At 71.9% G+C, this 13,884-nt stretch carries 15 protein-coding genes; 7 read left to right on the top strand and 8 right to left on the bottom strand.

What is annotated here, in order from left to right; translation table 11 throughout:
* The first annotated feature begins 77 nt into the window (after positions 1-77).
* The 3 genes from LWJ43_RS23940 to LWJ43_RS23930 all read left to right on the top strand — a co-directional run bounded on the left by LWJ43_RS23940 (position 78) and on the right by LWJ43_RS23930 (position 2,505).
* On the top strand, positions 78-542 hold the full coding sequence (locus tag LWJ43_RS23940) for a lamin tail domain-containing protein (RefSeq protein WP_277334269.1): 465 nt from the start codon (positions 78-80) through the stop codon (positions 540-542).
* Between the two features lie 154 nt (positions 543-696).
* Positions 697-1,551 carry a PhzF family phenazine biosynthesis protein gene (locus tag LWJ43_RS23935; protein WP_277334268.1) on the top strand — a complete coding sequence of 285 codons (855 nt, stop codon included), beginning with the start codon at positions 697-699 and terminating at the stop codon, positions 1,549-1,551.
* Between the two features lie 156 nt (positions 1,552-1,707).
* The gene (locus LWJ43_RS23930; protein ID WP_277334267.1) at positions 1,708-2,505 is read left to right on the top strand and encodes an SAM-dependent methyltransferase; all 798 of its coding nucleotides are present in this window, start codon (positions 1,708-1,710) and stop codon (positions 2,503-2,505) included.
* 63 nt (positions 2,506-2,568) lie between these two features.
* Here LWJ43_RS23930 and LWJ43_RS23925 read toward each other — a convergent pair whose 3' ends face one another.
* Positions 2,569-3,564 (bottom strand): aldo/keto reductase, encoded by a 996-nt coding sequence (locus LWJ43_RS23925; protein ID WP_277334266.1) that lies wholly within the window; start codon positions 3,562-3,564, stop codon positions 2,569-2,571.
* 72 nt (positions 3,565-3,636) lie between these two features.
* Entirely contained in the window at positions 3,637-4,248 is a 612-nt protein-coding gene (locus LWJ43_RS23920) for a TetR/AcrR family transcriptional regulator (RefSeq protein WP_277334265.1), read from the bottom strand.
* 105 nt (positions 4,249-4,353) lie between these two features.
* Here LWJ43_RS23920 and LWJ43_RS23915 point away from each other — a divergent pair, with 105 nt between their 5' ends.
* From LWJ43_RS23915 to LWJ43_RS23905, 3 genes are all read left to right on the top strand, one after another.
* Positions 4,354-5,799, top strand: a complete 1,446-nt coding sequence (locus LWJ43_RS23915) for an MFS transporter (protein WP_277334264.1) — start codon at positions 4,354-4,356, stop codon at positions 5,797-5,799.
* A gap of 44 nt (positions 5,800-5,843) precedes the next feature.
* The gene (locus LWJ43_RS23910) at positions 5,844-6,425 is read left to right on the top strand and encodes a GNAT family N-acetyltransferase (RefSeq protein WP_277334263.1); all 582 of its coding nucleotides are present in this window, start codon (positions 5,844-5,846) and stop codon (positions 6,423-6,425) included.
* 74 nt (positions 6,426-6,499) lie between these two features.
* Positions 6,500-7,402, top strand: coding sequence for a glycosyltransferase family 2 protein (locus LWJ43_RS23905; RefSeq protein WP_277334262.1), 903 nt, complete (start codon positions 6,500-6,502; stop codon positions 7,400-7,402).
* Between the two features lie 18 nt (positions 7,403-7,420).
* On the opposite strand, the gene LWJ43_RS23900 is transcribed toward LWJ43_RS23905, so the two are convergent.
* Positions 7,421-7,888: a GNAT family N-acetyltransferase gene (locus LWJ43_RS23900; RefSeq protein WP_277334261.1), complete on the bottom strand. Its 468-nt coding sequence runs from the start codon at positions 7,886-7,888 to the stop codon at positions 7,421-7,423.
* Between the two features lie 335 nt (positions 7,889-8,223).
* On the opposite strand from LWJ43_RS23900, the gene LWJ43_RS23895 reads away from it, so the two are divergent.
* Positions 8,224-9,255, top strand: coding sequence for a 7-epi-alpha-eudesmol synthase (locus LWJ43_RS23895; RefSeq protein ID WP_277334260.1), 1,032 nt, complete (start codon positions 8,224-8,226; stop codon positions 9,253-9,255).
* A gap of 64 nt (positions 9,256-9,319) precedes the next feature.
* Here LWJ43_RS23895 and LWJ43_RS23890 read toward each other — a convergent pair whose 3' ends face one another.
* Genes LWJ43_RS23890 through LWJ43_RS23870 form a run of 5 tightly spaced genes read right to left on the bottom strand, consistent with a single transcriptional unit; the run spans position 9,320 to position 13,649 of the window.
* Positions 9,320-10,576 carry a cytochrome P450 gene (locus LWJ43_RS23890; RefSeq protein ID WP_277334259.1) on the bottom strand — a complete coding sequence of 419 codons (1,257 nt, stop codon included), beginning with the start codon at positions 10,574-10,576 and terminating at the stop codon, positions 9,320-9,322.
* Positions 10,573-11,178, bottom strand: coding sequence for a GTP-binding protein (locus tag LWJ43_RS23885; protein WP_277334258.1), 606 nt, complete (start codon positions 11,176-11,178; stop codon positions 10,573-10,575). The genes LWJ43_RS23890 and LWJ43_RS23885 overlap by 4 nt, the downstream gene beginning before the upstream one ends.
* The gene (locus LWJ43_RS23880; protein WP_277334257.1) at positions 11,159-11,530 is read right to left on the bottom strand and encodes a DUF742 domain-containing protein; all 372 of its coding nucleotides are present in this window, start codon (positions 11,528-11,530) and stop codon (positions 11,159-11,161) included. Before LWJ43_RS23880 ends, LWJ43_RS23885 begins: the two co-directional genes overlap by 20 nt.
* Positions 11,527-11,937 carry a roadblock/LC7 domain-containing protein gene (locus LWJ43_RS23875; RefSeq protein WP_277334256.1) on the bottom strand — a complete coding sequence of 137 codons (411 nt, stop codon included), beginning with the start codon at positions 11,935-11,937 and terminating at the stop codon, positions 11,527-11,529. Before LWJ43_RS23875 ends, LWJ43_RS23880 begins: the two co-directional genes overlap by 4 nt.
* Positions 11,934-13,649, bottom strand: a complete 1,716-nt coding sequence (locus LWJ43_RS23870) for a sensor histidine kinase (protein WP_277334255.1) — start codon at positions 13,647-13,649, stop codon at positions 11,934-11,936. The genes LWJ43_RS23875 and LWJ43_RS23870 overlap by 4 nt, the downstream gene beginning before the upstream one ends.
* Positions 13,650-13,884: the final 235 nt, after the last annotated feature.

The following is a 13,884-nucleotide window of genomic DNA, read 5'->3' as shown; positions in this document are numbered from 1 at the left end:
GTCTGTGGGGCCAAGCGAGCGCCCACCGCCCGTATGCTACTGACCTTCACTGAAAGAACACAGAAGGACCACGCAGCATGCACATACGTACCGCCGCGCCCCTCGCCCTGGCCGCCGCCACCGCACTGGCCGGCTCTCTCCTCGCCTCGGCCCCGGCCTCGGCGGCCTCCCATCAGGGCGGGCTGCACCTCGGCAAGATCCAGTACGACAGCCCCGGCAAGGACACCCGGACGAACACGTCCCTCAACGCCGAGTACGTGGACATCCACAACAACGGCAAGTCCAAGCTGCAGCTCAAGGGCTACAAGCTGAAGGACGACACCGGCTACACGTACACCTTCCCGGGCTTCACCGTCGCCGCGGGCAAGACGGTCCGGGTCCACACGGGCAAGGGCAAGAACTCCGGGGCGCACGTGTACTGGAACCGCGGCTCGTACGTCTGGAACAACACCGGCGACAAGGCCCGGCTGATCAGGCCGAGCGGCACCCTCCTGGACTCCTGCTCCTGGGGCAAGGGCAACGGCGTGAAGGTCTGCCACTGACCGAGGTGAACGGGCCGCCACGGCCGGGGGGTCCGTGGGCGCGGCCAGGGGGTGGTCCGGGGAGTCAGGACCCCGGACCACCCCGCACGTCTCCCGGTGGCACTCCGTGACGCCACCGGGAATGCGCGGCCCCGGGCCCTGGTTGGCCCGTGGCATGAGTACACACTCCGGCACCGAGGTCCTCCGCTACACCGCGTTCTCCGCCGATCCAGAGGGGGGTAACCCCGCCGGGATCGTCCTGGACGCCTCCGGGCTCGACGACACGGAGATGCTCGCCGTCGCCGCGGAGTTGGGCTACAGCGAGTCGGCTTTCCTCACCGACCCGGACGGACGCGGCGGTCACACCGTCCGCTACTTCAGCCCGAAGGCCGAAGTCCCCTTCTGCGGCCATGCCACCGTCGCCGCCGCCGTCGCACTCGCCGAGCGGGACGGCCCGGGCGACCTGGTGTTCTCCACCGCCGCGGGCCTGGTGCCGGTCACCGTCGTCCGCGAGGGCGGTGAGCTCCGCGCCACCCTCACCAGCGTCGAACCGCGTATCGAGGACGCCGCCCCCGAGGACCTGGCGGAGGCCCTGGCCGCCCTGGACTGGCCGGCCGCAGACCTGGACCCCGCACTGCCGCCACGCGTCGCGTACGCGGGCGCCCGCCACCTGGTGCTGGCAGCCGCGAGCCGGGAACGGCTGGCGGACCTGGCGTACGACTTCGCCCGTCTGGAAGCCCTCATGCACCGACTCGACCTGACGACCGTGCAGCTGGTGTGGCGGGAGTCCGCCACCGTCTTCCACGTCCGCGACCCGTTCCCGGTCGGCGGCGTCGTCGAGGACCCTGCGACGGGCGCGGCGGCCGCCGGGTTCGGCGCGTACGCACGCGAGCTCGGGCTGGTCCCGGACGACACGGTCCTCACCCTGCACCAGGGCGCGGACATGGGGCGCCCCGGCACCCTCACCGTCGAGCTGCGGCCGGGTGACCCCCGGGTCAGGGTGAGCGGCACGGGCACCCGTATCGGCTGACGGGCGGGCGGGGGTCCGGCCGCCGCGCCCCCGCCACCTCCCCGAAGTGGGCCCACCCCGCCGCGCACCCATCCAACTTGCCTATGCTGCTGCCAGGTTGATCGGTCATTCGGCATCCCCGCCCACGGGATGTCCGCATCGGAGGACGGGACGGCGATGGCCCCTGCACACATCGACACCAGCAAGCCGCACCCGGCGCGGCTGTACGACTGGTACCTCGGTGGCAAGGACAACTACCCGGTGGACGAGGAGCTGGGCAAGCGGCTTACCGCGTTCGCTCCCGTCATCCCCGTCATGGCGCGGATGAACCGGGCGTTCACCCACCGGGCCACCCGGTGGATGGCCGGGCAGGGGATCCGCCAGTTCCTGGACATAGGCACCGGGATCCCCACCGAACCCAACCTGCACCAGGTGGCCCAGGCGATCGCTCCGGACGCCCGGGTCGTCTACGGCGACAACGACCCCGTGGTCCTCAGCCACGCCCAGGCCCTGCTGAACGGGACCCCTGAGGGGGCTCTCGGCTATGTACAGGCCGACGCCCGGGAGACCGACCGCATCCTGGCCGAAGCCGGGCGGGTCCTCGACTTCGACCGCCCGGTCGGCCTGTCCCTGAACGCGCTGCTGCATTTCCTGAGTGACGAGATGGGCGCCTACGAGGTGGTGGAGCGGCTGACGGCAGCGCTGGCGCCCGGCAGTTGTCTGGTGATCTCGCACCTCACTCCGGACTTCCACCCCGAGGAGGCGTCCCGGAAGGTCCGCGACATGTACAAGGCCAACGGTCTGACCCTGGACATGCGCGACCGCGACCGCTTCGCCCGCTTCTTCGACGGGCTCGACCTGGTCGCTCCCGGGATCCTGGCCGCCGAGGAGTGGCACCCGGAGCTCGGCGATCCGGTCCCCGGCCAGGAGAGCGCGCACAGCGGGGAGTACGTGGCGGTGGCCCGCAAGGCCTGACCCCGGTCCGTCCGCACGGGCGGCGGCCGGCCCGCCCGTGCGGACGGACCGGCGTGCCGGGCTTCAGGCGAGCAGGCCGGCGATCTCCTCCATCTGCCCGTGCCGCAGCGGGCCGTGGGTGAGGGCGGCCGCGTTCTCCTCGGCCTGCGCGACGGTCCGGAAGCCGGGGATCGGCACCGTCCGTCCGCTGCGCGCCCAGAGCCAGCCGATGGCCCCCTGGGCCAGGGTGCGGCCGTCGGCCGTCAGCACCTCGCGGACGGCCTCGACCTGCTTCGCCCAGTGCTCCGCCGGCTCCCCGCCCGGCTCGAACCAGCTCAGCCAGGCGGGCGGGACGGACCGGATGTCGCCCGCGTCCGCCCGCCGGCCCCGGCCCCGGTCGCCGGCGAGGAGGCCCATGGCCAAGGGGCTCCGGATGACGCTGATCAGGCCTCGCTCCTCGCTGAGGTCCAGCATCCCGGGTGCGTCCTCCAGCACGTTGCAGGCGTGCTGGACGGCCGCGCAGTGGTCACCTCCGGCGAACAGCGCGGCGCGTTCCGGGTCGTCGGTGCTCCACCCGTAGGCTCTGATGAGCCCCTCGGCCACGAACTCCTCGCAGACGTCGCGCAGTTCCGCCGCCCGGTCGAGCGGGACGTCGCCGAGGTGAAGCTGGTACAGGTCGATCCGGTCGGTGCCCAGCCTGCGCAGCGAGGCGACGAGCGCCCGACGGGCGTACTCGGGTGAGTTGTCGGCACCGTCCATCGTCCGGGTCCGCTCGTCGAAGAGGTTGCCCCACTTGGTGGCCACGACGGCCTCGTCCCGTCGGCCCGCCAGCGCCCTGCCCAGCACCCGTTCGCTGTGCCCCGCGCCGTACACGTCCGCGGTGTCGAAGAAGGTCACCCCCAGGTCGAGCGCCCGGCGTACCGCGGCCACCGACTCGTCGTCGTCGACCTTGCCCCAGCCGAGCGGGCTGCCGTCGGGCGTCGACCACTCACCTCCGATCGCCCAGCACCCGAAGCCGAGTGCACCCGTGTCCGTCCCGCCGTCGAGCGTTCTCCGCTGCCATTCCGTTTCCGTTCGCATGCCGCAGAAGCTAGGAGTTGGAGTGCACGAGAAGTCAAGCGCCACCCTCCGGCCCGTCGCCGCACACCCCCGTCAGCTCACGTACACACCCGCCCTGGCGGCCGCCGCCGCCGCCGCAGCCGCCCGGTCGGCGACCGCCTCGTCGAGCGGGTCGCCGCTGGCCAGGAGGCGGTAGTAGAGGGGTGCCGACACCGCCCGGATCACCTCGCCCGCGTCGGTACCGGGGGGCAGGTCGCCGCGCATGACCGCCGCGTCGACACAGCCGGCCCACTCCTCGATGCGCACCGCGTAGAAGCGGTGCAGGGCCTCGGCCGTCCGGACGTCGCAGGTCGCCGCCGCGACGACGGCCGCGAAGAGGGGGCCCTGGCGGGCGTCGGTCAGTGTGCGCACCACGAGCCGCGCGTTGGCCCGGAGGTCCTCGTCCAGGGACCCCGTGTCGCTGCGCGGGACGGACTGCTCCGCCATGTCCGTCAGCAGGTCGGCGACCAGTCCCGCCGTGGTGGACCAGCGCCGGTAGACCGTGGTCTTGCCGACCTCGGCGCGGCGGGCGACATCGGCGAGGTCGAGCCCGTCGAAGCCCTGCTCGACGAGTGCGTCACCGGCCGCGCGCAGCACGGACTCCCGCACGCGGGCCGTGCGCCCACCGGGCCGGACCGTGCCCGGCTCCCCATCCATCGCATCCATAACGGGTCTCCAGTTCCATTAAACGACCAATCCCTGCTACGGTGAGCCCATCTTAACGGCACCACAGTACCGTTAATGCCTTCGGGCCTCCAGGAAGGGCACCCCATGTCCACGTCCAGCTCGGCATCCGTCACCGCGCCTCCCCGGACTCCGGCCGTGCGCATGACCGGCCGCCAGAAGCTCGTCCTCGTCCTCCTCCTCGGTGCGCAGTTCATGATCGCCGTCGACTTCTCGATCCTGAACGTCGCCCTGCCGGCCGTCGGCGAGGGGCTCGGGTTCCCCCTCGCCCACCTCCAGTGGATCGCCACCTCGTTCGCCCTCGCCGCCGCCGGATTCACCCTGCTGTTCGCGCGTGTCGCCGATCTCGTCGGCCGCAAGAGGCTGTTCGTCGGCGGCATGGTCGTCCTCGGCCTCTCCTCGCTCCTCGGCGGGCTGGCCACCTCGCCGGAGGCCCTGCTCACCGCGCGCGTCCTGCAGGGCCTGGCCACCGCCGCGGTCACCCCTGCCGGGCTCGCGCTGCTCACCACGGCCTTCAGGGAGGGTCCGCTCCGCGAGCGGGCGCTCGGTCTCAACGGCGCCCTGATGTCCGCCGGTTTCACGGCGGGGGCGATCCTCGGCGGGCTGCTGACCGACCTGCTCTCCTGGCGCTGGGCCTTCTTCGTCAACGTCCCCGTCGCCGCGCTCGTCGTCGCCCTCGCCCCGTCCGTGCTCTCCGAGTCCCGGCCGTCCGAGCGCCCGAAGCTGGACCTGCCGGGCGCCGCGGCCGTCACCGGCGGCCTGCTCCTCCTCGTCCACGGGCTGACGCGGGCCGGCGAGTCCGGCTGGACCACACCGGCCACGCTGACCACCCTTCTCGCGGGCGTCGCGCTCCTCACCGGGTTCTGGTACGTCGAGAAGCGGGCCGAAGCGCCCCTGGTGCCCGTGCACATCCTGCGGCGGCGCAGCGTCGTCTGGGGGAACGCCACCGGGCTGATCGCCTTCGTCACCGAGACCTCCCTCGTCTTCCTGCTGACGCTCTACCTCCAGGAGGTCCTCGGCTACTCCCCGCTCGCCACGGGACTCGCCTTCGGCGTCCTGGGTGCCGGTACCGTCGTCGGCGGCCTGCTCGGCGGCCGGGCGGTCGGCAGGTTCGGCAACCGGCGCACGATCGTCACCGGCGGCGTCGTCCAGGCCGCCGCGACGCTCTCGCTGGTGGCGCTCGGCACCTCCCACGGCTGGATCGCGCTCCTGCTGGCCGCGACGTTCGTCGGCGGCGTCGGCAACATGCTGATGATCGTGGGCTTCATGGTGACCGCCACCTCCGGTCTCCCCGACACGGAGCAGGGTCTGGCCACCGGGCTGGCCACGATGACGCAGCAGGTCGGGATCACGATGGGCATCCCGGTCATGAGCGCGATCGTCACCGCCCGGACGGGCGCGGCCACCGGGCCCGGAGCGGTGCTGTCGGGGGTCTCGGCGGCGGTCCTGGTCAACTCCGTCCTCGTCCTCGCGGGAGCACTGCTCGCCGGGGCGTTCCTCGGCCGGCCCGGCAGCCGGACGTCCGCCGGGTGAGTCGGGCCGGTGCGGCGGGGCGCGGTACCGGCAGGATGACGGGCATGGCACTACCGCTGACCGTCCCCAGCATGACCGCCGGAGCCGATTTCGTCCTGCGTCCGTGGGAGATGAGCGACCTGCCCCTCGTCCGGGAGGCGGCGGAGGACGACTACATCCCGCTGATCACCACGATCCCCTCGCCGTACTCCGACGAGGCGGCCGAGGCCTTCGTCCGGCGCCAGTGGGACCGGGCGGCCACCGGGACCGGGTATCAGTTCGCCATCGCGCGCACCCGGGACCGGCGGCCGGTCGGTTCCATCGGGATCCGGCTCACGGACGCGGCCGAGGGCCGGGCGACGCTCGGCTACTGGATGACGGCTCCGGGACGCGGCCAGGGGGTCGCGGGGGCGGCACTGCGCACGGTCACCACGTGGGCCCTGCACGAGCTGCGCATCCCACGGACCCAACTCCTCATCGAGCCCTGGAACGCGGCCTCGGTACGGACCGCCGAGAGCGCCGGCTACCGGTGCGAGGGCCTGCTGCGCGGCTGGCAGGAGATCGGGGGGCGACGCCGGGACATGCTGATCTACGCCCGGCTGAACGAGGACCGGCATCCCGGTGACCGGGCGCCCGCCGACGGCTGAACACGAGGCGTTACGATCACGGGCACCGCGGGGAACCGCGGTCGTGCAGCCACCGGGAACCCAGGAGCCGAGCCTTGTCCGAACCACGCATCGGTGTGTCCGTCGTGACCATGGGAGACCGTCCTGAGCAGGTCGAGGCGCTGCTGGCGTCGGTGGCCATGCAGGACGTGCGGCCCTCCCGCGTGGTCGTCGTGGGAAACGGCTCCCCCCTCCCCGACTACGGCTCCTTCCCGGGCCTCACGGATCTCGTCGGCGGCGTGACCATGCTCGAACTCGACGAGAACCTCGGCTGCCCCGGCGGCCGTAACGAGGCCCTCGACGCGCTCGCCGGCTTCGGCGACGTGGACGTGGTGATCGAGCTGGACGACGACGGACTCCTGGTGGACAAGGACGTGTTCCGCACGGTCCGGGAGCTGTACGCCGCCGACCCCGGGCTCGGCATCGTCGGTTTCCGCATCGCGGACGAACACGGCGAGACCCAGCGCCGGCACGTCCCGCGTCTCCGCGCCAAGGACCCGATGCGCGGCGGACCGGTCACCGCGTTCCTCGGCGGCGGTCACGCGCTCTCGATGAAGATGCTCGCCGAAACCGGCCCCTGGCCCGCCGAGTTCTTCTTCACGCACGAGGAGACGGACCTGTCCTGGCGTGCGCTCGACGCGGGCTGGAAGATCCTCTACGAGCCCGGGCTGCTGCTCCAGCACCCCAGGACCTCCCCGGCCCGGCACGCCGTCTACTACCGCATGACGGCCCGCAACCGGGTCTGGCTGGCCCGCCGCAACCTGCCCGTCCTCCTGGTCCCCGCCTACCTCGGCACCTGGATCCTGCTCACCGTCGCCCGCACCCGCTCGGTGTCCGGGCTCCGTGCCTGGGCGGCCGGCTTCGCGGAGGGAACGCGTACCGAGTGCGGCGAACGCCGGCCGATGCGCTGGGGCACGGTGTGGCGCATGACGCGTCTGGGCCGCCCGCCGGTCATCTGACGGCCCGGGGACTCCCGGTCAGCGGACCGCCGTCCACCGGTACAGCACGTCCGGCTCCCCCTCCTCGTTGCGGCTGCCGTCGTCGTACGCCACGGCGACGAAGCCGTGCCGCTCGTAGAAGGCGCGTGCGGCGTAGTTGCGCCGGAAGGTGTACAGGCTCAGCTCCCCCGCCGACGCCTCCTTCACCCGCTCCAGCAGCCGCGTGCCGACGCCCTGCCGCAACGCGTCGGGGCGCAGGTAGAGCTGGTCGAGTTCGCCCCCGTCCAGCGAGGCGAAGCCCAGCAGTTCCCCCGCCTCCCCCTCGGCCACCCACACCCTGCTGCCGGGCAGCACGACGTGGGTGATCCAGGCGAGCGTGTCCTCGTCGCTGTGCACACGCCGCAGACCGGGCAGCGCGGCGGCCCGCGAGGCGAGGAAGACCCGGGTGATCTCCGCCGCGTCCCCGGCGGTCGCGTCCCTCAGGTGCACGGACCCGTCCTGAGCCATCCCGCCACTCCCCCTCGTCGGTGAACGCACAGGTATACCAGGGGGCGTCCGCGGTCGCGTCGACGGATGTCGCGTGACCGCTTGCCGACCTCCACGCACTCCGCCGCGACCGGTTCGGGCGGAGAAGTCCGGAGCACGGTGAAGCGCTCATTCCGGAAAGGACTCTCCGAGTCGATCTTGTGGCATAGATCGTTTAGGGTCTGGGCAGTCTCGGAGCGCAGATGACGGGTCGTCAAATTGCTGCCCAAAACGTGCACTTCGAGTCAATGGGCGTCAACTTCGATCGCCCTGTCGCAGGGGCGGGGGCCTGCGAATCGTCTCAAGAGAGGACGCCAATGCCGCAGGACGTCACGTTCGACCTCCCCTTCGAGGCCCCGGTCAGCGAGCACCTCGCCCACGCCCGGGAGCGCCACCTGCGCTGGGTGTGGGAGACGGGCCTGGTGCGCAGCCAGGCCGGGTTCGAGGAGTACCGGTCCTGGGACCTCCCCCAGGCGGCGGCACGGACCTACCCGCACGCCTCGGCCGAGGACATGGTCGTCCTGATGAACTGGTTCTCCCTGGCCTTCCTGTTCGACGACCAGTTCGACTCCGGGAGCCCCGACCGCGCGGACCGCATAGCGGCGGTCGCGCGGGAGCTGATAGCCACGCCGCTCCGGCCCGCGGGGACGGCCCCCCGCGTGGTCTGCCCGATCACCGTGGCCTGGGCCGAGGTGTGGGCCCAGCTCTCGGATGGCATGTCCCTGACGTGGAGGACCCGTTTCGCCGCCTCCTGGGGGCGCTTCCTCGTGGCGCACACCGAGGAGGTCGACCTGGCGGCCGAGGGCCGGGCCGGAACCCTCGGCATCGAGGAGTACGCGGACTTCCGCCGCCGTACCGTGGGCATCCACCACAGCATCGACGCGGGTGAACGCAGCCGCGGCTTCGAGGTGCCGGCCCAGGTGCAGGCGCACGACCTGATGGTCAGGATGCGGGACCTCGCCGCGGACACCATCGGTTTCATGAACGACATCCACTCCTTCGAGCGGGAGAGGCGCCGCGGTGACGGCCACAACCTCATCGCCGTGCTGCACCGGGAGCGCGGCGGTACGTGGGAGCAGGCCGCCGACGAGGCGTACCGCATGACCGTCCGGTGCCTGGAGGAGTACCTCGAACTCGAGGCGCGCGTCCCGGTGATGTGTGAGGAGCTCGGTCTCGGCCCCGAGCAGCGGGACCAGGTGCGGATGGGCGTGGAAGCCATCCAGCACTGGATCAGCGGCAACTACGAGTGGGCGCTGACCTCGGGCCGGTACGCCGCAGCGAAGGAGGGCCCGGCCGCCACGGCCGAGCTGGCGGGCAGGGGATCGCTGGACGATCTGCTCACCGTCTGACAGGACGTCACGCCCGGCCGGAAGGACCGGCCGGGCGTGACGCCGAGTGGGGACGGGGGGCCGGTCAGACCGCGGCGAACTCGACCGGGAGGCTGTCCAGGCGCGCTTCCCAGGTGGAGGCGGTCGCGGTGAGTTCGTCGGCGGGTACCGACAGGCGCAGCCCGGGCAGCCGGTGCAGCAGGACGTCGACGGCGGTCTCGATGATGGCCTGGCCGATGTTCTGGCCGGGGCACTCATGAGGTCCGCCGCTGAACGCGAGGTGCGACTGGTTGCCGTGCACGGAGACCCCCGGGTCCGGCCGGATGTCCGGGTCGAGGTTGCCCGCCGCCAGCCCCAGCACCAGCAGGTCGCCCTCCTTGACCTGCGCACCGCCGAGTTCGAGGTCCGCCGTGGCGAAACGCCCCGGGAGGACGGCCAGCGGCGGGGTGTTCCACATGACCTCCTCGACGACCTCGGACACGGACCGCTGGCCGCTGACGAGCCCCGCGAGCCGGGAGGCGTCGGTGAGGACCAGTTCCAGCACCCGGGCCAGCAGGTTGCTTGTCGTGGTGTGGGCGGTGATCAGCACCAGGCGCAGATGGCTGAGGATCTCCTCCTCGTCGAGACCCGCGGCGTGCCCGAGCAGCCCGGTGGTGAAGTCGGGGCCGGGCTCGGCACGCTTGCGTTCGGCGAGTTCCCCGAGGATCTGCATGATGCGGTCGTTGTGCTCGAGGGCGTCCGGACCGCCCTTGATGACCTGGGCACAGGAAACCGCGAGGCTGCGCCCTCCGGCCGCCGGGAGCCCGAACAGCCGTGTCAGCACGAGCATCGGCAGGTACTCGGCGTACTCCGCCACCAGGTCGGCGCTGCCCTTCCCGGCGAACGCGTCGATCTGCTTGTTCGCGAAGTGCGTGACGTGGCGCCGGATGCCCCGTCCCGCGAGCGTGTCCAGGTTGTCGGTGACGGCCCTGCGCAGCCTGCGGTGGGGTTCGCCGTCCTGGGACACGCAGTCGGGGCGCCAGCCGAGCATCTGGATCAGTGGCGACGTCTCCTCGACGCCCCCTTCCTTCCAGTCCCGCCAGATGCGTGAGTCCCGGCTGAACTGGAGGGGGTTGTCGAGCACACGCCGGCTCTCGCGGTAGCCGAGGACCAGCCAGGCGCGGACGTCTCCCTCCAGCAGTACGGGTGCCACCGCACCGTGCTCCTTGCGGAGCCGCCCGTAGATGCCCTGCGGATCGATCGCCGCGTCCGGCCCGTACAGCCGGGTGAGGTCGTCCCCGCCGCCGTGCGCGACGGGGCAGCCGCGGGTGCCGTCCGTGTCGTTCGCCGGGTGATCGGTCATCGGGGCTCCAGGGCGGCGTCGGAGCGTGCCTTGAGGTGGCGGATCAGGGCGATCAGCACGTCGCGGCTGGAGTTGCGGTCGCGGGCGTCGCAGGTCACGACCGGGGTGTGTTCGGGGATGTCCAGGGCGTCGCGTATCTCCTCGACCGGGTGGTTCCGGGAGTCGGGGAACATGTTGAGGGCGATGACGAACGGCACGTCCTGCCGCTCCATCTCCTCGATCGCCCGGAAGCTGGAGGCGAGTCGCCGGGTGTCCACCAGCACGACGGCTCCGAGGGCACCCTTGAAAAGGCCGTTCCACAGGAACCAGAAACGCTCCTGCCCGGGTGTCCCGAACAGGTACAGCACCAGCTCGTCGTTGATGCCGATCTTGCCGAAGTCGAGACTGACGGTGGTCTCCTGCTTGTCCGCCACTCCGATCAGGTCGTCGACGTCCACGCTGGCCTGGGTCAGCGTCTCCTCGGTGGTGAGCGGCTTGATGTCGCTGACCGAGCGCACCAGGGTGGTTTTCCCGGTACCGAATCCGCCCGCGATCATCACCTTCACCGAGCGGGTGCCCCCGGCCGGCTGCCGGTCGGGATGGTCAAAGCCTTTGAAGTCCACTGAGTACCTCCTCAAGGAGCGCGAGGTCGGGCCCGCGGCCGGCGCCGGACGCCGGGATGGGATCACGGGCCTCGACACGGCCTGCGTCCAGCAGATCGGCCAGGAGTACCGCGAGAATGTTGAAGGGCAATCCGAGATGGGCGCCGAGTTCGGCCACCGACAGCGGATCACGGCAGCGCCGCAGAATCTCCTCGTGCTCGTGCTGCAGGCCGGTCCCGGCCACGGCGTTGGAGATGATGAGGGTCGCCACGTCCAGGGTCGACGCCGAACCACCCGGTCCGCTGCGTCCCCCGGTGAGGACGTAGTAGCGCTCGAGACCGGGCGGGTCCGTCGGTCGGCGGGGACCACTCATCCAGAGTGCTCCTCCAGGCGCGGGCTGGTGCCGAGAAGCTCACCCATCCTGCGCGCCAGGTCCCTCATCTGGTGTCCGAGCAGGCCCTGGTCGAGTCCCTCCTTGGCGAGGACCCCGAGGTACGTCTCCACACCGGCCCGCACCACGAAGAGGTGACCGCCGTCGACCTCGATCATCGCCAGGCGCAACTGTCCCGCGTAGGTGGGGAACTGCTCGGCCACGGGCTGCGCGAGGGCCTGCAGGCCGGCGACCACGGCGGCGAAGCGGTCCACGTCGTCGGGGTCGTCGGCGCCGTAGGAGGTGATGGCCTTGCCGTCGCTGGAGGCCACGAGGGCGAAGCGGATCTCCCGGATGCTCTCCGTCAGATCCCGGAGTGCCCAGCTCACGTCGGTTCCCTGTTGCGTCATGTGGAGTGGTCGCTCTCTTCAGTGCGGTTGGTCTCGCGGCCGGAAGTCGTCCCACGGGGGTCCGGTCCGGCCTGCGCGGTCGTCGCTCCGGGCGGGGCGCTCTCGCGTCCGGCCGTGGCGAAGGCGGCGAGGCCGGCGAACGAGGCGTCCGGCGGCACGGCGGCCATGGACTCCGTGGCCCGGTCGGCGGTGGCCGGGCGGGCGCTCGGCGCGTCCGGCCGCCTGCTCCTGCGTCGCGGCAGGCCGCCGGGTGTGGTGTCCATGGTTCCGGTGGCCTCGGTGCTCGCCGCGGGCGCGGCGAACGCCGCCGGTTCGGGGGCCGCCGGCTCCGCCCGTCCCGGGGCGAGGGCGGCCGGCTGGGCCCTTCCCGCGGCGGGCACGGCCGACTCGGTCACGGGGGCGGGCAGGTGGCTGAAGTACTTGTGGGGAACCACCACGACCACGGAGGTACCGAGCCACGGCGAGTCCGCGAAGGTGACCCGGATGCCGTAGCGGCGCGCCAGGGCACCGACCACGCGCAGGCCGAGGTTGGCGTCCTCCGAGATGCCTCCGAGGCCGGGGCCCTTCGAGGTGCCCGCGATGGACTGCTCCGCCTCGCGCTTGCGTTCGTCGCTCAGGCCCTTGCCCGCGTCCTGGATCTCGATGCCGACACCGTTGGGAACCTCCTTGCCGGAGACGACCACGGGCTCGGTGGGCGGCGAGTAGCGTGCCGCGTTGTCGAGGAGGTGGGCGAAGATCAGCGTGAGGTGATCCACCAGGCCGCCGTCGACACCGAGTTCGGGCAGGTGCCGGACCTGGACGCGGTTGAAGTCCTTGATGCGCCCTATGCCGCCCCGCACCACGCTGAGCAGCCGCTGGGGTTCCTGCCACTGGCGTCCGGGCCGGTCCGAGCCACCGAGCACTCCGATGCTGGCCGCGAGGCAGTCGGCGGGGCCGATCTCCTGGTCGAGCTCCATGAGCCCCTGGGCCACCGTGGGCAGCCGCCCGTGTTCGCCCTGCATCTCGTGCAGCCGTCCGCGCAGGCGGCCCGTCAGCACGTGGATCCGGCTGCCGATGCCGACCACGGCCTGTTCGGCCGAGGTGGAACGATTCAGCTCTTCTTCGACACCGAGCAGCGCGGTTCTGAGGACCTTGCGTCGCGCGGCGCGCAGTTGTGGACTCGCGTCGGCGTCCTGTCCGACCTCGTCCAGGATGTCGTCGATGGCCTCGCCGTCACGCAGTCGCCCGATCGCTTCGGGGAGGTCACTGTCTCCGAGCCTGGCGACGGCCGCCTGCTGGAGTGCGAGGTTCTCCTCCATGGCGCGGGTCCGCGAGGCGAGACCGGCCTCGTAGGCCTCGGCCTGCTCCGCGAGCCGGGCCTCGAAGGCCGCCGTCCGCTCGCCGAGTTTCGCCTCGGCGGCGGAGCGTTCGGCCGCGAATCCCTGTTCCCTGCTGCGCACATCCGCGTAGCGCTGCTGGGAGTGCTCGGTCTGGGCCGAGAGGAAGTCGTCCTTCGCGCGGCCGAGTCGGGTCCGGGTCCGGACGAGGAGCCTCACGCAGGCCGCGCCTGCGACGGTGACCGCGGAACCCGCGAACGTCGCGGGTATCTGCACCTGTTCAGGTCCCGCCACTGCGGCGGCGACGGTTCCGGCTCCTAAGGCCAGCGGCATCAGCCACCAGCCGTACCAGGCGACGGGGGCACGTGTCGCCGGTGGTGGAGTGGCACGTTCCATCTGCATCCTTCGAGAGCAACACAATCGAACAACGGCTTGCGGGCGCCGCACACATCGAGCGGGCAGCGCGACAGCGGCCGAGTGAGTTCGAGTCAACTCGCCGCGCCGCGACGGAGCCTATCGGGTTTGGGGTACAAGTGATCAACTTCCCTCCGCATGCCGGAGGCGTTCGTCGACGGTGTGGCTGGAACCTTGCGCACGGATCTTGCCGGGAACGAGGGTCTCCGGCGCCGGA

Origin of the sequence: Streptomyces sp. JH34 (assembly GCF_029428875.1) — a bacterium.
Lineage (GTDB): Bacteria > Actinomycetota > Actinomycetes > Streptomycetales > Streptomycetaceae > Streptomyces.
This window is presented reverse-complemented; position numbering and strand designations above follow the sequence as displayed.